Here is a 16513-nt window from a genome sequence, read left to right as displayed (position 1 = left end):
TCTTCACGCGCTCCACACTGTCCTAGCCATACGGTGTGTACGCAAAACCGTTGGCGATCAGGCCTGCGTTCAGCGTATGGCTCTCCGGGCTCTCGGAAAACTCCAGCACCATATCCACCACGCTCAGTCCGTGTTCCAGCGCATTGATCCAATACGCCTTGCCTGCCGCTTCCGGCTGGCGGTCCAGGGCGTTGACGTAGAGCGCGGTCACCAGCGTGTCGAAATTGGTGTTGACGCCGTACAGATTGATGAACTCCTGGGCGGTGGAAAAGCCGCCGATGATCTGTTTCAGCGTGGTGCCGTTGTCCAGGGCGGTGAGCCAGAAGCCGGCGCCGGCGGCGTCCGGGGCGCGGTTGAAGGCGCTCTGGTACAGGCGGTAGAGCTGGCCCGCGTTGCCGTTGACGTCCAGCGCCAGGCCGCCGTCGGCGAACTGGATGCGCTCGACGTTGGACAGGGTGTTGGCGCTGCCGCCGGCCGCTGCGCGCACGCTGAATCCGCCACCCGCGCCGGTGACGGCGTAGGCGGCGCGGTTGCCGGCGAAGACGGCCGTGTCGATGCCGGCGCCGCCGTCGATGGCGTGGCCGTAGTCGTTCATGACGATGATGTCTTTGCCGCTGCCCGCGTCGACCGACAGGCGCGCGCCGCCGCCGGTGATGCTGATGCGGTCGTCGCCGGCGCCGGATGCGATCAGCCAGTTGGTGTTGACGATGGCGGGCAGGGTCACGGCGATGGAGTCGTCGCCACCGAAGTTGGCGGCGTTGGCCAGCAACTGCTGTTCGTTGGCGACCGTGCTGCCGGTGACGGCGATGGCCGCCGCGCTGATCAGGGCCGAGCTGCCGTCGGTGTAGTACTGGGCGTAGGAGCTGAGCGTGCCGCCGAATGCGGTGCTGGCGCTGCCCTGGCCGATGGCGGTGGAGTTGCCGGACACGGTGAAGTCGCCCGTGATGCGGCCGCCTTCTTCAAACAGTTCGGTGGTGCGCGTGAGGGTGTCCACCACGCCGGAGAACAGGTTGCCGTCGCTGCTGGTCACGCTGCCGTGCGCTTTCAGCACGGTGTTGCCGATGGTGTTGTCGTAGCCGGCGGTGCCGGCGGTGATGAGCTGCTGCAGCGTGAGCGTGTTGATGGTGCCGCCCTTGTTGCTGAGCAGCAGGCCGTTGCTGGCGGAGGTGCTGTAGCCGAAATTGAGCTGGCCGTCGTACACCAGGCGGTAGTTGCCCGAGATGTGGTCTTCCAGCGAGCCGGCCGAGAAGGTGCCGCTGGCCGCGCCGGGCGTGGTGTTGACCAGGCCGGAGAAGGTCTGGAAGCTGCCGTCCGGATAGTCGAGGTAGCCGTCCGGCCCCGCCAGCGAGCCGCCGGTGTAGACGGCGTGGGTGGAGCTGAAGTTGTAGCCGGCCTTGATGAGCTTGTCGAACTCGCCCGCCAGCGTCAGCGGCACATGGGTGGCGCGATAGGTTTCCAGCGTGCTGAGCGTAGCCTGGCTGAAATTAATGGTAACGGTAGTCATTGCGTGTCACTCTGATAAGAATTCGTTCAACGGGACAGGTCCATGTCCAGCCACACAGCATACGCCAAATGCTTGCCCTGCCAAACTGAGCCGCCGCGTATTGCTGCATCGCATGAGATCGGCTGGCCATCGATTTCCTCGCGGCGCTGGATTTCGCGGAAGGCTTGCGCGTCCTTGGGCGACAGATAGCCCGTCATGCGGCCCGCCACGAACACCGCCACCGGCTTGTCGTCGTAGGGGTTGAGCGGATCCACCGCCAGCACGGCCTGCAAGCGGGTGTCGGCGCCCTGGTCGCCATGCTCGCCGGCCAGCTCGCGCACCGTGGCCTGGTAGCGCGATTCGGCCAGCACTTCGGTCAGCATGCGGCCGCCGTCGGACCAGTGCTTGACCGGCGCGCCCGGCTGCGCGGGGACGTAGGCCGGGCCGGGCGCCCTGGCTGCGGGCGGCGCGGCGGGACGGAAGCCTTTTTTCAGCAGCAGATACATGGCGGCCAGGGACAGTGCCATGATGGCAAGAAGGATTGCGTCGGTCATCGTCGGAGGGGGCTAGTCGGTCAAAGCCGTATTATCGCAGGCTGGGGCGCGCGGGTGGAGCTCACGTATAATGGCGGATCGTCCTTAGAATTTGCCAGCAGCTTGGCCTCTTTACTTACATTTACATGTCTTCCGATACTCCAAACGACAATCCGGGCAGCCCGGCACGCGCCATGCTGTATGACCCGACCGAACACCGCATCCGCAGCTTCGTTACGCGCGCCGGCCGCCTGTCCACCGCGCAAGCGCGCGCGCTGGAGGAGCTGGGTCCGAAATTCCTGATCGAGTACAGCAAGGCGCCGCTGGACTATGCGCAGGTCTTCGGCCGCAAGGCGCCGGTGGTGCTGGAGATCGGCTTCGGCATGGGTGGCACCACGGCGCACATCGCCGGCGTGATGCCGGAGAAGGATTTCATCGGCGTGGAAGTCCATACGCCGGGCGTGGGCAGCTTGCTCAAGCTGATCGGCGAGCAGCAGCTGAGCAACCTGAAGGCGATCCAGCACGATGCGGTGGAAGTGCTGAACCACATGATCCCGGACGGCTCGCTGCATGGCGTGCATATCTACTTCCCGGACCCATGGCACAAGGCGCGCCACAACAAGCGCCGCCTGATCCAGTCGCCGTTTGTGCAGCACCTGGTGCAAAAGCTGGAAGTGGGCGGTTATCTCCACCTGGCCACCGACTGGGAAGACTATGCGGTGCAGATGCTGGAAGTGCTGAGCGCCGAGCCCGGCCTGCAGAACACGGCCGAAGGCTACGCGCCGCAGCCGGCCTACCGCCCGCTGACCAAGTTTGAAAACCGCGGCCTGAAGCTGGGCCACGGCGTATGGGACCTGGTCTTCACCAAGAAGTAAGCCCGTACACTATCTTCCCGCCCACCACGGTTTGCAATACCCTGGTGTTGGCGATGTCCTCGGCCGGGACTTCCATGAAGTTCCGGTCCAGGACGATGAGGTCGGCCAGCTTGCCCACCTCCAGCGATCCCACTTCCTTTTCCTGCCTCAGGGTGTACGCCGCGTTCATGGTGATGGCGCGCAGTACCGCTGCGCGCGGCATGCCGGGCGCGTCGCCCAGGCGGCCGGCGTATTCGGGGCCTGCGTCCTTTGCGGCGGTGCGCGTCACGCCCACTTTCAGCGCGAACCACATGTCCAATGGATCGACCGGCCAGTCGCTGCCGTAGGCGATGCGTGCGCCCGCGTCCAGCAGCAGCGACTGCGGCTCGACGATGGCGTAGCGCTCCTTGCCCATGTACTCCTTCAGCGCGCCCACCGTGTCCGGCGCGGGCTTGGCCCACTGGAAGGACAGCACCGCCGTGGCGTCCAGCTGCTTGAAGCGCGGGAAGTCGGCCGGGTCCACGATCTCGTCGTGGGCCAGGGCGGGGCGGACGTCCTTGCCCTCCGGCGTGGCGCGCAGCGCTTGCAGCGCGTTGAGCGTGTCGCGCACGGCGCCGTCGCCGTCCACGTGGATGTGGGGATCGACGTGGGCCTTGGCCAGTCTGGACAGCGTGGAGCGCAGCAGCGCGGGCGTGAAGTAGCTGTCCGGTCCCTTGCTCGGACCCGGCGCCCAGTGCGGCTGCTGCGGCGTTCCCTGGTTGGTGTAGTAGGGCGCCAGCATGGCGCCGGTGAGCGCGGGTGCGGCGATCACGCCGTCCATGAACAGCTTGGCGTGGCGCACCTGCATGGACGGCTCGATGCGGGTGGCGCCCTGGTCGAACTGTTTGGCCAGCTGGCGCAGTTCCTTGAAAGCCTTGCCGGATATGGCGTCCTTCGGATCGATCAGCACTGCGAAGTGGGCGCGCGCGGTGAGCTTGCCCTGTTTTTGCAACTGCGAGAAGGCGGTCAGTGTTTCGGGATCGGTATAGGCGTCGAGGAAGGTGGTGATGCCCTGCTTGCGCATGGCGTCCAGTGCGGCGGTGGAGGCGGCCAGGTTTTCCTTGGGTGTGAGCACGGGCATGAACTTGCTCACCATGTCCTGCGCCGCGTCTTCCAGGATGCCGGTGGCCTTGCCGGCGGCGTCGCGCGCGATCTTGCCGCCCTCGGGATCGGGCGTGCGGCGGGTGACGCCGGCCAGCGCCATGGCGCGCGAGTTGAGCAGGGCTGAGTGGCCGAAGGACGAGCGCACGACGATGGGGCGGCTGGTTTTCAGGCTGTCCAGCGCGGCGCTGCTCATGTCCACGCCGTCCGGCAGCATGCCTTGCTGGAACCAGTTCACCACCCGCAGCCAGCGCTTGGGGCTCGCGTTCTTTTCCTTGTCCAGGCAGGCCTGGATGCGGGCCTGGAACTGCGGCACCGTCAGCGGCAGGTAATCGAGGCTGCAGTTGAGCAGGCGCGAGCCGCCGGACTGCGGGTGCATATGGCCGTCCACCAGGCCGGGCATCACCATGCGGCCCTGCAGGTCGATCACGCGGGTCTGGCCGCCGGTGTGGGCTTGCGCGCCGGCGTTGTCGCCGACGTAGACGATACGGCCTTCGCGCACGGCCAGCGCCTGCTGCACGCTGTCCTGCGCATCCACTGTGTAGATGTAGCCGTTGCGGTAGACCGTGTCCGCCGGGGCGGCGTGCGCCCATGCCGGCAGCAGCAAACAAATCAGGGCGAATCCGGTCGCATGCATGTGTTCTCCTAGTCTGCCTATTTAGCGCGGGCCTCCGTGCGCCCCAGCGCAGGCCAGGACGGCATGAAGGCCAGCAAGTTGCCCGCCAGGACCAGCGCCAGGCCGCACAACGCCAGCGCGGTCCAGTGGTAGCCCTCAAAGATGGTGGACGCGCTCAGCGCCACGATGGGGAATAATACTGTGGAATAGGCCGCGCGGTCAGGTCCGATGCGGCCGACCAGCATCAGGTAGGCGGTGAAGGCGATGACCGAGCCGGGAATGGCGAGGTAAAGCAGCGAGGCCGTGTAGCGCGCGCCCGGCTCCCAGGTGAACGGCATGCCCAAGGCCAGCGAGCCCAGGGTGAGGATGGCGGCGCCTATCATCATGGCCCACACATTGGTCAGCCACGGCGCCAGGCCGAGCGCCTGCATGCGGCTGGACAGCAGGTTGCCGGTGGAAAAGCAGAGCGTGCCCAGCAGGGCCAGACCCAGGCCGGCCAGCATGCCGCCGTCGCGCCAGTGGCCCTGCATCTGCGGCAGGAACAGCAGGGCGATGCCGCACAATCCCAGCAGCGCGCCGCCCACCACCTGCTGGCGCAGCGCGCGGCCGAGGAAGAGGCGGCCGTTGAGCGCGTTCCAGATCGGCGCGGTGGAAAACACCACGGCCACCAGGCCGCTGGGCACCCACTGGCTGGCGTAATAAAAGCACAGGAAATTACAGCAAAACAGCGCCACGCCCTGCGCCGCTAGGTAGCGCCAGGCCGCGCGCGGCGGCCACACCTTCTTGCGCATGGCAAACAGCACCAGCAGCAGCACCGCCGCCGCGATCCAGAAGCGGTAAGCGATGGACACCGGCGCCGGCACCACGCCGAGCTGGAATTTGATGGCGATCCAGGTAGTGCCCCAGATCAGGACGGTCAGCAGATACAGAATAGCGTTCATGGCAAAGCCCGGTTGAAAACGAGTATGCATCATGCCGCCAGCGCGCCCCCGCCGCTTGTCTTCGCTTGCGCAAAATTCAAGCGACCTGAGCCGCATTCCACCCAATTTGGGGTCAGACCCCGAAGTGGGGTGAATGCGGCTCAGGTCGCTTGTGGGAATTGTCTGATCTTGCGCATTTTTGTGAGGGGGCGGGGGCGGATGGCGGGGGCGTGCTAGACTTTTCGGATGGCTACTTTTTCTCACGCGGTGTTCAAGACCATGTCGCATACCGATGCGACCCTGGAGCGTTTCGCCTGGCTGGGGGATGGCCTGGCGGCGGCGATCTGGCAGCGGGAGACGGATGAGGCGGTGACCGCTTACTTGCAGCCGGGGCACCATACGTTCTCGTGCTATCTGGGAGGGGGCTATCGCACCGAACGCGGCGGGGCGGGCGTGGCGCCGGGGCAGTATGGGGCGCCGAAGCGGCTTTGCACGCTGCCGGACTGGCATGAGTCGCACTGGCTGGTGCGCGATAAGCTGCGCTTGCTGCATGTGTATTTCATGCCGGAGCATTTTACGCAGCGGGCGGTGATGGAGCTGGACCGCGAACCGCGCGAGCTGACCCTGGCCGACCGCACCTATTTCGAGGACCCGCGCCTGGTGCAGCTGTGCGAGCAGCTGGTGGCCGCGCCGTGGGAGGGCGCCGATGCGCTGCTGCGTGCGAACGAGATCACGCACGCCACCTTGAGCGAGCTGCTGAAGTCGCAGTCGATGATAGACCCGGGCGCGCGCCTGCGCGGCGGGCTGGCGCCTGTGGTGCGGCGCAGGCTGGCGGAGTTTATCGATGCGCATCTGGCCGAGCCGATCACGCTGGGCATGCTGGCGCAGGTGGCTTGCATGTCCGAGTTCCACCTGGCGCGCATGTTCAAGCTGTCCTTCGGCATACCGCCGTCGGCCTGGGTGGCGCAGCGCCGCCTGGACCGGGCGCGCAGCATGCTCAAATCAACCGGCCTGCCTTTGCAGCAGGTGGCCGATGCTTGCGGGTACGCGGATCTGAGCCATTTCAGCCACCGCTTCCGTGCGGCGGTGGGCGCGCCACCCGGGCGTTACCGCCAGATCGTCGCGGCGTAGGGCGGGTTAGCGCAGCGTAACCCGCCGGCGCCACCGCGCCGCCAGCTTGGCGGGTTACGCTGCGCTAACCCGCCCTACCTTTCCTATAGCATTTCTGCGATCAGCGCGACGATCTCTTCGCCGTAGGAGGCGAGCTTTTTCTCGCCCACGCCACTGATTCCGCGCAGGTCGTCCAGCGACGTCGGCTGCGCCTTGGCGATTTCGCGCAGGGTGGCGTCGACGAAGATCACATACGCCGGCACGCTGTGCGCGCGCGCCGTCTCCACCCGCCACCAGCGCAGCTTGTCGAAGATGGTCTGCTCTTTGCCGGACAGCTCGGTCTCGGCATAGCCCTTGGCCGCCGCCGCCGTGGAACGTTTCTGCTTGACCGGCTTCTGGTACTGCCGCAGCTGCACTTTCTGCCCGCCCTTGAGCACCGGCCGCGCGGCGTCGGTCAGCTTGAGGGAGCTGTACTGTTCGTGGTCCACCGTCACCAGCCCGAGCGCGATCACTTGGCGCAGGATGGCGCGCCATTCCTGCTCGCTGCGGTCGGCGCCTATGCCGAACACGGACAGGCTGTCGTGGTGCCAGGTCTTGATGCGTTCCGTTTCCACGCCGCGCAGCACTTCGATCACGTGCCCTGCCGCGAAACGCTGGTCGACGCGGTAGATGGCCGACAGCAGCTTTTGCACCGGCACCGTGCCGTCGAAGCTCACCGGTGGGATCAAACAGGTGTCGCAGTTGCCGCAGGGCGTGGCCTGTTCGCCGAAATATTCGAGCAGCCGCACGCGCCGGCAGCTCAGCGTTTCGCACAGGCCGAGCATGGCGTCCAGCTTGGTGCCGAGCACGCGCTTGAAGGTTTCGTCGGCCTCCGATTCGTCTATCATGCGCCGCTGCAGCACCACGTCCTGCAGGCCGTAGGCCATCCAGGCGCTGGCGGGCAGGCCGTCGCGGCCGGCGCGGCCGGTCTCCTGGTAGTAGCCTTCGATCGATTTGGGCAGGTCCAGGTGGCATACGAAGCGCACGTCCGGCTTGTCGATGCCCATGCCGAAGGCGATGGTGGCGACCATGACGATGTTGTCCTCGCGCAGGAAGCGGGCCTGGTTGGCGGCGCGCTTGGCGTGTTCCATGCCGGCGTGGTAGGCCATGGCGCGCACGCCGTTCTCGTTGAGCATCTCGGCCGTTTCTTCGACCTTTTTGCGCGACAGGCAGTAGACGATGCCGGAGTCGTTGCCGTGTTCTGCGGTGATGAAGTCCAGCAGCTGCTTGCGGCCGTTGGCCTTTTCCACGATCTGGTAGCGGATGTTGGGACGGTCGAAGGAGGACACGAACTGCGCCGCGTCCTCCAGCTGCAGGCGTTGCACGATCTCGGCGCGGGTCTGGTGGTCCGCCGTGGCCGTGAGCGCGATGCGCGGCACGTTGGGGAACTGCTCGTGCAGGATGGACAGCTTGATGTACTCGGGCCGGAAATCGTGGCCCCATTGCGATACGCAGTGCGCTTCGTCGATGGCGAACAGCGCGATATTGGACGCCTGCAGCAGCTCGAAGCAGCGCTGCGTCATCAGCCGTTCCGGCGCCACGTAGACCAGGTCGATCTGGCCGGTGCGCACCAGGCGCTCGATGCGGCTGGCCTCTTCGTAGGTCTGGGTGGAGTTCAGGAAGGCGGCGCGCACGCCGACTTCGGCCAGCGCGTCCACCTGGTCCTGCATCAAGGCGATCAGCGGCGAGATCACCACGCCCACGCCGTCGCGCACCAGCGCGGGAATCTGGTAGCACAGCGACTTGCCGCCGCCGGTGGGCATCAGGACCAGCGCGTCGCCGCCCTTGCTGACATGGTCGACAATTTCCCCCTGCTGGCCGCGAAAGGCTGGGTAGCCGAAGACGGTCTGGAGGAGGTTGAGGGCGCGTTCGCTGGTGTCCTGATTGGTCATTTATTAACTTAGTCGGCCCACACTACGAGGCCGGAATAGGCGGTGGCAATGACCACCAACCCGAATATGATGCGGTACCACGCAAAAATTGTGAAGTCGTGCGAACTGATATAGCGCAACAACCAGCGCACGCAGAGGAAGGCCGACACGAAGGCGGCCAGCATGCCGACGCCGAACATCGGCAAGTCGGCCGCCGACAGCAGCGCGCGTTCCTTGTACAGCGAGTATACCGTGGCCGAGAGCAGCAGGGGAATGGCGAGGAAGAAGGAAAATTCCGTGGCCGCCTTGCGCGACAGGCCGAACATCATGCCGCCGATGATGGTGGCGCCGGAGCGGCTGGTGCCGGGGATGAGCGCGAAGGCCTGGGCGCAGCCCACTTTCAGCGCGTCCAGCGCGCTCATGTCGTCCACGCTTTCCACCCGCACGGCGGCCGGATTGGCCTTGGCACGCTTTTCCACCCACAGGATGATGAAGCCGCCCACGATGAAGGCGCTGGCCACCGGGATGGGCGAGAACAGATGCGCCTTGATGGCTTTGTTGAACAGGAAGCCGAGGATGGCGGCCGGCAGGAAGCCGATGATCAGGTTGATGATGAAGCGCTGCGCCTTGGCGTCGCTGAACATGCCGCTCAATACCGTGGCCAGGCGCACCCGGTATTCCCACATGACGGCGACGATGGCGCCGGTCTGGATCACGATCTCGAACACTTTCACTTTTTCGCCCACGAAGTTGAGCAGGCTGCCGGCCAGGATCAGGTGGCCGGTGGAGGAAATCGGCAGGAATTCGGTAAAGCCTTCAACCAGGCCCATGATGAAGGCCTGCAACGCGAGTGTGATGTCCATGTTTGTCGTAATAGCAAGTGATGGGGAAAGGGCGTCGAAGCTTACCACGCCCGGCCGCGTTCGCCATGGCCCGAATCGGGCGCGGTGCGCATTGTACCTTGCGGCTGATAAGCATGGCTTATCACAGGGCGGGGAAAGACGAATTGGATGTAAACCTGCGGCAATTCCATACTCCTGCCATCAACAAAGCAGGAGGTCGTCATGAATACCAAGGAAGTACCGAAAGGTTTGATTACGCTGCTGGCGCTGGTGTGCGGCGTGTCCATCGCCAGCGGCTACTACGCGCAGCCGCTGCTGGGCGACATCGGCCGCTCGCTGGGCGTGTCGGAAGCCCATGCGGGCGCGCTGCCCATGTTCACGCAGATCGGCATCGCCATCGGCGCGCTGCTGTTCCTGCCGCTGGGCGATATTGTCAATGACCGCAAGCTGATACTCGCCATGATCAGCGCGCATGTGGGCGCGCTGGTGCTGGTGGCGCTGGCGCCGTCCGCGCCCTCGCTCACTTGGGCCAGCGCGCTGATGGGCGTGACCACCATTACGCCTTATCTGCTGCCGGCTTACGCGGCCAAGATCGTGGGCCATGAGCAGCGCGGCCACGTCACTGGGCTGCTGGCGCGCGGTATCTTCGCTGGCATCCTGTTGGCGCGCACGGCCAGCGGCTATATTGGGCATTACACGGACTGGCGCACGGTGTACTGGATCGCCGCCGCGCTGATGCTGTTCATGACGGCGCTGCTGGCCTGGCGCCTGCCGCCCACCGTGCCGCGCAGCGATTTGAGCTATCCGCGCCTGCTGGCGTCCATCTGGACCGTGTTCCGCCAGCAGCCGGTGGTGCGCTACGCGGCGGCGCGCCAGGGCCTGGTGTTCGGCGCTTTCAACGCCTTCTGGATTTCGCTGGTGTTTTACCTGGAGACGCCGCGCTTCCACATGGGCAGCGACGTGGCGGGCCTGTTCGGCGTGATCGGCGCGGCCGGCGCCTTTGCCGCGCCCCTCTTCGGCAAGGTGGCGGACAAGCGCGGCCCGGTCTTCGCGGTGCGCCTGGGCACCGGCTCGGCGCTGTTGGCGTGGGTGGTGATGGCGCTGTTCGGCCAGCACCTGGCGGGACTGGTGGTGGGCGTGCTGCTGCTGGACCTGGGAGTGACGGCGTCCCACGTGTCCAACCAGACCATGATTTACCATCTGGGACAGGATATCCGCGGCCGCGTCAGCACCATCTACATCCTCGGCATCTTCATCGGCGCGGCGGTCATGTCCGGCCTCACGGCCTGGGTGTGGAGCTTGTGGGCGTGGCATGGCGTGTCCGCGCTGGGCATCGCGGCGACCGTGCTGGCGGTGGCGGTCAGCTTCGCGCAGCAAGATCAAGCTGGGCGCGGCGGGCTTCAGCCGCAACCAGCTCGATAAACTCCAGGATCAGCGGACGGTCCTCGCCGCTGCGGGAAAACACCTGAACCTGCAGCGGCGGCATGTCCGCCACCGGCAGCACCACCAGCCCGGCCGGCGGCGCCGAGAACACATAGGTGGTGCCCACCATGGTGCCCATGCCCTGGCTCACTAGCGACATGCCCATCTGGGCCTGCGAAGTCTGGTACACGAAGTTGGGCGTAAAGCCGCGCTCGCGGCAGGCGTCCACCATGCGGTCGTACAGCACCGTGTTCACGCCGCGCTCGAACATGATGAGGCGCTCGCTGCGCAAGTCGTCCACCGTCACGCTGGCGCGCGCGGCCAGCGGCGCGTCCTCGCGCACCAGCACGGCCCAGCTGGAATCGAAGATGGGCTGGGCCAGCAGGCTGCCGTCCTCCGGCAGCGGCGCCACCTGCACGCCGAAGCCCACGTCGATGCTGTGCTTCTGCAGCGCGTCCGCCTGCAGCACGGAGCTCATCTCGTGGCGCTGCACGCGCATATTGGGGTACAGCGCCTGCAGCCGTATCAGCGCGGGCGGAATGAACACCAGGTTGGTGTATTCCACCAGGCCGATGGACAAGGCGCAGCTGCGGTAATGGCCGGCCTCGCGCGTGAGGCGCAGGGCGCGCTCCATCTGGTCGAACATGGTGTCGAGTTCATCGCGCAGCACCACGCCGGCCGGGGTCAGCTCCACGCCGCGCCGGTCGCGGCGCAGCAGTTCCACGCCCACGGTCTGCTCCAGCTTGGCGATCTGCTGGCTTAGTGCTGGCTGGGTGACGAAGGCCAGTTCCGCCGCGCGCCGGAAGTGCAGCTCTTTCGCCACCAGCGAGAAATAGCGCAGTTGCCGAAGTTCGATTCCTCTCATACGTCCTCACTTACAACGTTCATTTACAACCCATGGTGGTTTCTGTTTTACCATGCATGATATAGATACAATGGGTTTGCCGCGCTATAGTGTCCCTTCAGATCATGGGAGAACTTGATGGACTATGTGAATCTCGGCCGCACCGGCCTGAAAGTATCGCGCCTGGCGCTGGGCTGCATGACTTACGGCGTACCCGACCGGGGCAGCCATGAGTGGACGCTGGACGAGGAACAGAGCCGCCCCGTGATCCGCCACGCGCTGGAAGCGGGCATCAACTTCTTCGACACGGCCAATTCCTATTCGGACGGCACCAGCGAGGAAATCGTCGGCCGCGCGCTGCGCGACTTCGCCCGCCGCGAAGAAGTGGTCATCGCCACCAAGGTCTACTTCCCGCAAGGTAAAGGCCCGAACCAGCGTGGACTGTCGCGCAAGGCGCTGATGGCCGAAATCGACAACAGCCTGCGCCGCCTGGGCACGGACTATGTGGACCTGTACCAGATCCACCGCTGGGACTACGGCACGCCCATCGAGGAAACGCTGGAGGCGCTGCACGACATCGTCAAGGCCGGCAAGGCGCGCTACATCGGCGCGTCGTCCATGTATGCCTGGCAGTTCGCCAAGGCGCTGTACACGGCAGAGCGGCACGGCTGGACGCGCTTCGCCACCATGCAGAACCAGCTCAACCTGATCAACCGCGAGGAGGAGCGCGAGATGCTGCCGCTGTGCGCAGCCGAAGGCATAGGCGTGATCCCGTGGAGCCCGATGGCGCGCGGGCGTCTCACGCGCGACTGGGCCGAAGCCAGCAAGCGTTCCGACACCGACCTGGTGGCCAAGGAGATGTACACCGCCACCGAAGCGTCGGACCGGCTCGTGGCCGAGCGCGTGAAGCAGGTGGCCGAGGCGCGCGGCATCCCGCGCGCGCAGGTGGCGCTGGCGTGGGTGCTGCAGAAGTCCGTGGTGACCGCGCCCATCATCGGCGCCGCCAAGTTCTCGCACGTGGACGACGCAGTGCAGGCGCTGAAAGTGCGGCTCACCAAGGAGGAGCTGGCGCTGCTGGAATCGGCCTATGTGCCGCATCCGGTGGCGGGCTTCAGCTGAGGCGCGGCGCTGTCTCCGCCTCTGTTCGCCAGCGCACGGTGTGCCTGGCGGCGGGGGCGTAAGGTGGTTGTTCACTCACCAGAGGAGATAGTCATGAGCAAGCACAGCAACGATCCGCGCGAACAGCAGCAGCGCGAGGCGCAGCAAGCGCAGCAGGAAGCGGCCAAGAACCAGCAGCGCGCCGAGGAAGCCGAAGTGGCGGGCCGCCACAAGAACGACGGCCAGAAGGACCACAAGGGCGCCGACAAAGGCCCGCGCGGCCAGTAATCCCGCTCAGGGCGCGGTAGCGCGCTCCAGGTCGGCCAGCCATACCATGGCGTGCTCGCGGCTGCCGCCGCACATGTCGGCGGCCGGCTGCAGGCCGGCGCAGAAGGCGGGGCGCTCGGGCTGGCCGAAAATCTTGCAGCGCATATCGTCGGCCAGCTGGATGCAGCGCACGCCGGCCGGCTTGCCCTTGGGCATGCCGGGGATGGGCGAGGTGATGGAGGGCGCGGTGCAGCAGGCCCCGCATCCGGGGCGGCACTGCACTGCGGTTTCTGCTGTTGTCATGAGTACACTGTTGTGCTGCGGTTCCAATTCAAGGCCGACAGTATACTCCTGCCGCCTTAATTCACAGCATCGAGGCCAGCACGGTGTCCAGCGCCACGCCGCCTGTGCGCGCTTCCGCCGCGCCGCCTTCGAACGCGATCCAGCCTTCATTGAAGCCGTCCAGCATCTGCATGCGCGGTTCGGGATTGCGCATGCCTTGCGCGGTGAACAGCTCCTGCCAGGCGGCGCGCTCGATGATGTCCGCCCGCACCGGCCGGCCCAGCACGCGCGCGAAGCCGGCGGCGATATCGTTGGGGGAGTAGCGCTGCGCCGCTTCCAGCTCCACCACGCGGCGTCCCTGCCAGTCCTGCTGCATCAGCTCCGCCGCCGTGCGGCCGACGTCGGCGCAGGCGACCATCGGCACCTTGCGTTCCAGCGGCTGCAGATAGCTGGCGATGGCGCCGCCGCGCGCCGCGTCCAGGTCCCATGCGAAATTCTCGATGAACCAGGCGGCGCGCAGGAAGGCCACCGGCACGGGGAGCTGGCCGAGTTCCTGTTCCATCAGTCCGAGCTGGCGGAGCAGATTGGGCTGACCGGCCCGCGCGCCTATGGTGGACAGCGCCACCACCTTGCGCGGCCGCGCCGCTTCCAGCGCCGCGCGCAGCGCCGCGATCTGCTGGCGCGCTTCGACGAAGCCGGGAGAGCGATCGAACGTGGGCGGCAGCAGCACGAATACGGACTCCGCGCCCGCGAAGGCGTCGCGCAGGGCGTCGGCGTCCTCCATGGCGGCCAGCGCCACTTCGCAGCCCTGTTCGCGCCAGGCTGCGCCCTTGGCCGCGCTGCGCACCACGGCGCGCACGTCCTTGCCAGCCCCCAGCAGGGTGCGCCCCACCACGCCGCCTACTTTTCCTGAAATGCCGGTTACTGCATGCATGCTGTTCTCCTTGGTTTGGCGGCACCGCGCCGCATGGGATGAATTTTCCATCCCGCAGCGCCGGATTGCGATAGCATGGGTGGCACTTCATTCATGACAAGGAATCACGAATGGCTTTGGACGAAAAAGTGGTGAACGGCTTGCGCGTGCTGGCGGCCCTCGTCAACGGCGCCAGTTTCGCGCGCGCGGCGGAGGCGCTGGACATGTCGCCGTCCGCGCCTGCGCGTGAACGTCGATCCGTATTTTTCCCGGCTGGTGCTGGGTCCCAGGCTGGGCGTGTTCCTCAACGCGCATCCCGGGCTGGAACTGGAGCTGGTGAACCGCGACCAGCTGGGCGACCTGGTGGCGGACGGCTTCGACCTGGCGGTGCGCTTCGGCTTTCCGCGCTCTTCGGGCATGGTGGCGCGCAAGCTGCTGGAGTCGCGCATCATCACGGTGGCCGCGCCGTCGTATCTGAAGAAGCACGGCCGGCCCTTGTCGCCGCGCGAGCTGGAGCAGGGCGGCCATGTCTGCATCCTGTTCCGCGACGCGCAGACCGGCCGTCCTTTCTCGTGGGAGTTCCACAAGGGCCGCAAAAAGCTGGAGCTGCAGCCGCCTGGCCAGCTCACCGTGAACGACGCGGGCAGCCTGCACAGCGTATGCCTGGCCGGCTACGGCATTGCGCAGATGATGGCGCTGGGCGCCGGGCAGATGCTGGCCGACGGCCGCCTGGTCGATTTGTTCCCGGACTGGCCGGACGAGCGCTTTCCGCTGTACGCGCTGTATCCCTCGCGCCGGCACCTGCCGGCGAAGACGGCGGCCTTCCTGGCTTTCGTCGCTTCCCTGAACAGCAATCCGGCCTAAGGTTCTTGCATAAAAAGCATGGTCCTTGCAGCTGCGGTTGTTTCCGCAGCGTCACACTGATGTCACAAAGGAATGGCAAGATGCCACCTGTTCGTCTCTCTCCCACTATGGATGTTTAGGCCCGCACACTCCCCGGTGCGGGCCGTTTTTTTCTAAAGGAACCGGCTGTGGAGTTCAACGCATCGCGACTGGATCTGCCCCGCTTCCGCCTCTCGACGGCGGCCGATCTGTGCATTGAAACCGTGTCGGTGCAGTCGGACATGAGCAACTTCGGCGTGCTGGAGCTGTTCACCGAGCGGCGCGACCTGATGAGCCTTCCGGTGATCGAGAACGAGCGGCCCATCGGCCTGATCAGCCGCAACATCTTCATGTCGCAGATGTCCAAGCCCTTCTACCACGAGGTGTACGGCAAAAAAAGCTGCATCGCCTTTATGGACAAGGAGCCGCTGATCGTGGACGCGGCCATGAGCATCGAGGCGCTGACCTTCCGCGCCGTGGAGTCGGGCGAGAAGGCGCTGGCGGACGGCTTCATCATCACGCGTGGCGGTGCGCTGGGCGGTGTGGGCTTCGGCCTGCAGCTGATGAACGTGGTGGCCAATATGCAGGCCGAGAAAAACCGCCAGATCATGCACAGCATCGACTACGCCAGCGTGATCCAGCGCGCCATGCTGCGCACCTCGCGCGCGGCGCTGGCCGAAACGCTGCCGGACGCGCACCTGGTCTGGCAGCCGCGCGACGTGGTCGGCGGCGACTTCTATTATTTCGTCAAATACGAGGACGGCTGGTTCGCCGCCATCGCCGACTGCACCGGCCACGGCGTGCCGGGCGCCTTCATGACGCTGATCTCCTCGTCGATCCTGACGCAGGCCTTGCAGGCGCTGGGTCCGCGCGATCCGGCCGCGCTGCTGGCGGAGGTGAGCCGGGGCGTGAAATCCATGCTGGGCCAGATGGAAGGGCAGGGCGGCGCCACCGAATCGGACGACGGCATGGACGCCGCCTTCCTGTGGTTCGACTCCGCCAGCCGCCAGCTCAGCTTCGCCGGCGCCCGCCTGGCGCTGCACCTGCTGCCGCCGGACCAGGACGGCATGGAGGCGGCCGTGCAGACGCTGGACAGCGACCGCATGGGCGTGGGCTACGTGGATACGCCGTTCGGCTTCAGCTGGAGCGCCAGGACGGTGGACGTGGCGCCGGGCAGCCTGCTGTTCATCACCACCGACGGCCTGGTCGACCAGATCGGCGGCCCGCGCGAAATCGCCTACGGCAAGCGCCGCATCCGCGACGTGCTGCTGGCCCAGCGCCGCGCGCCGGCCGCGCAGCTCAGCCAGGCCTTGCTGGACGATTTCCAGGCCTGGCAAGGCGCGCAGCCGCGCCGCGACGATCTTACTTTTTTCTGCTGCCGTCCCTAAGGAAGGAAC

Annotated in this window: 16 protein-coding genes; 7 read left to right on the top strand and 9 right to left on the bottom strand. The window is 66.3% G+C overall.

Going from position 1 to position 16513, the window contains the following annotated elements; genetic code table 11:
* Positions 1-22: 22 nt before the first annotated feature.
* Together GTP77_RS04360 and GTP77_RS04355 are read right to left on the bottom strand one after the other, a co-directional pair.
* Positions 23-1504, bottom strand: a complete 1482-nt coding sequence (locus tag GTP77_RS04360) for a DUF4214 domain-containing protein (protein ID WP_161070952.1) — start codon at positions 1502-1504, stop codon at positions 23-25.
* Positions 1505-1530: 26 nt separating this feature from the next.
* Complete coding sequence (locus GTP77_RS04355; protein ID WP_229202077.1) at positions 1531-2010, bottom strand: hypothetical protein; 480 nt, start codon at positions 2008-2010, stop codon at positions 1531-1533.
* Positions 2011-2210: 200 nt separating this feature from the next.
* Between GTP77_RS04355 and trmB the strand changes: the two genes are divergently transcribed.
* A complete protein-coding gene (trmB, locus tag GTP77_RS04350; RefSeq protein WP_161071110.1) occupies positions 2211-2891 on the top strand; it encodes a tRNA (guanosine(46)-N7)-methyltransferase TrmB in 681 nt (226 codons plus the stop codon).
* On the opposite strand, the gene GTP77_RS04345 is transcribed toward trmB, so the two are convergent.
* Positions 2878-4647 carry an amidohydrolase gene (locus tag GTP77_RS04345; RefSeq protein ID WP_161070950.1) on the bottom strand — a complete coding sequence of 590 codons (1770 nt, stop codon included), beginning with the start codon at positions 4645-4647 and terminating at the stop codon, positions 2878-2880. The genes trmB and GTP77_RS04345 overlap by 14 nt on opposite strands.
* Before the next feature lie 17 nt (positions 4648-4664).
* Positions 4665-5567, bottom strand: a complete 903-nt coding sequence (locus tag GTP77_RS04340) for a DMT family transporter (protein ID WP_161070949.1) — start codon at positions 5565-5567, stop codon at positions 4665-4667.
* 225 nt (positions 5568-5792) lie between these two features.
* Between GTP77_RS04340 and GTP77_RS04335 the strand changes: the two genes are divergently transcribed.
* Positions 5793-6677, top strand: a complete 885-nt coding sequence (locus GTP77_RS04335; RefSeq protein ID WP_161070948.1) for an AraC family transcriptional regulator — start codon at positions 5793-5795, stop codon at positions 6675-6677.
* 83 nt (positions 6678-6760) lie between these two features.
* Here the strand turns inward: GTP77_RS04335 and recQ are convergent, their stop codons facing one another.
* Both recQ and GTP77_RS04325 read right to left on the bottom strand, forming a co-directional pair.
* Positions 6761-8587 carry a DNA helicase RecQ gene (recQ, locus tag GTP77_RS04330; RefSeq protein ID WP_161070947.1) on the bottom strand — a complete coding sequence of 609 codons (1827 nt, stop codon included), beginning with the start codon at positions 8585-8587 and terminating at the stop codon, positions 6761-6763.
* Between the two features lie 8 nt (positions 8588-8595).
* On the bottom strand, positions 8596-9429 hold the full coding sequence (locus GTP77_RS04325) for an undecaprenyl-diphosphate phosphatase (protein ID WP_161070946.1): 834 nt from the start codon (positions 9427-9429) through the stop codon (positions 8596-8598).
* A gap of 201 nt (positions 9430-9630) precedes the next feature.
* Between GTP77_RS04325 and GTP77_RS04320 the strand changes: the two genes are divergently transcribed.
* Complete coding sequence (locus tag GTP77_RS04320; RefSeq protein ID WP_161070945.1) at positions 9631-10830, top strand: MFS transporter; 1200 nt, start codon at positions 9631-9633, stop codon at positions 10828-10830.
* Here GTP77_RS04320 and GTP77_RS04315 read toward each other — a convergent pair.
* Positions 10769-11695, bottom strand: coding sequence for a LysR family transcriptional regulator (locus GTP77_RS04315; RefSeq protein WP_161070944.1), 927 nt, complete (start codon positions 11693-11695; stop codon positions 10769-10771). The genes GTP77_RS04320 and GTP77_RS04315 overlap by 62 nt on opposite strands.
* Positions 11696-11812: 117 nt before the next feature.
* On the opposite strand from GTP77_RS04315, the gene GTP77_RS04310 reads away from it, so the two are divergent.
* Complete coding sequence (locus tag GTP77_RS04310) at positions 11813-12793, top strand: aldo/keto reductase (protein ID WP_161070943.1); 981 nt, start codon at positions 11813-11815, stop codon at positions 12791-12793.
* Between the two features lie 93 nt (positions 12794-12886).
* On the top strand, positions 12887-13060 hold the full coding sequence (locus GTP77_RS04305; protein WP_161070942.1) for a hypothetical protein: 174 nt from the start codon (positions 12887-12889) through the stop codon (positions 13058-13060).
* Positions 13061-13066: 6 nt separating this feature from the next.
* Here GTP77_RS04305 and GTP77_RS04300 read toward each other — a convergent pair whose 3' ends face one another.
* Both GTP77_RS04300 and GTP77_RS04295 read right to left on the bottom strand, forming a co-directional pair.
* Complete coding sequence (locus GTP77_RS04300) at positions 13067-13342, bottom strand: YkgJ family cysteine cluster protein (RefSeq protein WP_161070941.1); 276 nt, start codon at positions 13340-13342, stop codon at positions 13067-13069.
* A 61-nt stretch (positions 13343-13403) separates the two neighbouring features.
* Complete coding sequence (locus tag GTP77_RS04295; RefSeq protein ID WP_161070940.1) at positions 13404-14255, bottom strand: NmrA family NAD(P)-binding protein; 852 nt, start codon at positions 14253-14255, stop codon at positions 13404-13406.
* A gap of 225 nt (positions 14256-14480) precedes the next feature.
* Here GTP77_RS04295 and GTP77_RS04290 point away from each other — a divergent pair, with 225 nt between their 5' ends.
* Both GTP77_RS04290 and GTP77_RS04285 read left to right on the top strand, forming a co-directional pair.
* The gene (locus GTP77_RS04290; protein WP_371869323.1) at positions 14481-15098 is read left to right on the top strand and encodes a substrate binding domain-containing protein; all 618 of its coding nucleotides are present in this window, start codon (positions 14481-14483) and stop codon (positions 15096-15098) included.
* Between the two features lie 167 nt (positions 15099-15265).
* Positions 15266-16504, top strand: coding sequence for a SpoIIE family protein phosphatase (locus GTP77_RS04285; RefSeq protein WP_161070939.1), 1239 nt, complete (start codon positions 15266-15268; stop codon positions 16502-16504).
* Positions 16505-16513: the final 9 nt, after the last annotated feature.

It is taken from the genome of Pseudoduganella aquatica (genome assembly GCF_009857595.1).
GTDB lineage: Bacteria > Pseudomonadota > Gammaproteobacteria > Burkholderiales > Burkholderiaceae_D > Rugamonas > Rugamonas aquatica_A.
Note: the sequence above shows the minus strand (reverse complement) of the source record. Positions and strands in the feature narration are given on the sequence as shown.

Coding starts and splice junctions, on each gene's coding strand:
- GTP77_RS04305 (WP_161070942.1), top strand. CDS start 12,887: ATGAGCAAGCACAGCAACGATCCGCGCGAACAGCAGCAGCGCGAGGCG.
- GTP77_RS04360 (WP_161070952.1), bottom strand. CDS start 1,504: ATGACTACCGTTACCATTAATTTCAGCCAGGCTACGCTCAGCACGCTG.
- trmB (WP_161071110.1), top strand. CDS start 2,211: ATGCTGTATGACCCGACCGAACACCGCATCCGCAGCTTCGTTACGCGC.
- recQ (WP_161070947.1), bottom strand. CDS start 8,587: ATGACCAATCAGGACACCAGCGAACGCGCCCTCAACCTCCTCCAGACC.
- GTP77_RS04295 (WP_161070940.1), bottom strand. CDS start 14,255: ATGCATGCAGTAACCGGCATTTCAGGAAAAGTAGGCGGCGTGGTGGGG.
- GTP77_RS04325 (WP_161070946.1), bottom strand. CDS start 9,429: ATGGACATCACACTCGCGTTGCAGGCCTTCATCATGGGCCTGGTTGAA.
- GTP77_RS04345 (WP_161070950.1), bottom strand. CDS start 4,647: ATGCATGCGACCGGATTCGCCCTGATTTGTTTGCTGCTGCCGGCATGG.
- GTP77_RS04320 (WP_161070945.1), top strand. CDS start 9,631: ATGAATACCAAGGAAGTACCGAAAGGTTTGATTACGCTGCTGGCGCTG.
- GTP77_RS04300 (WP_161070941.1), bottom strand. CDS start 13,342: ATGACAACAGCAGAAACCGCAGTGCAGTGCCGCCCCGGATGCGGGGCC.
- GTP77_RS04310 (WP_161070943.1), top strand. CDS start 11,813: ATGGACTATGTGAATCTCGGCCGCACCGGCCTGAAAGTATCGCGCCTG.
- GTP77_RS04315 (WP_161070944.1), bottom strand. CDS start 11,695: ATGAGAGGAATCGAACTTCGGCAACTGCGCTATTTCTCGCTGGTGGCG.
- GTP77_RS04335 (WP_161070948.1), top strand. CDS start 5,793: ATGGCTACTTTTTCTCACGCGGTGTTCAAGACCATGTCGCATACCGAT.
- GTP77_RS04340 (WP_161070949.1), bottom strand. CDS start 5,567: ATGAACGCTATTCTGTATCTGCTGACCGTCCTGATCTGGGGCACTACC.
- GTP77_RS04355 (WP_229202077.1), bottom strand. CDS start 2,010: ATGGCACTGTCCCTGGCCGCCATGTATCTGCTGCTGAAAAAAGGCTTC.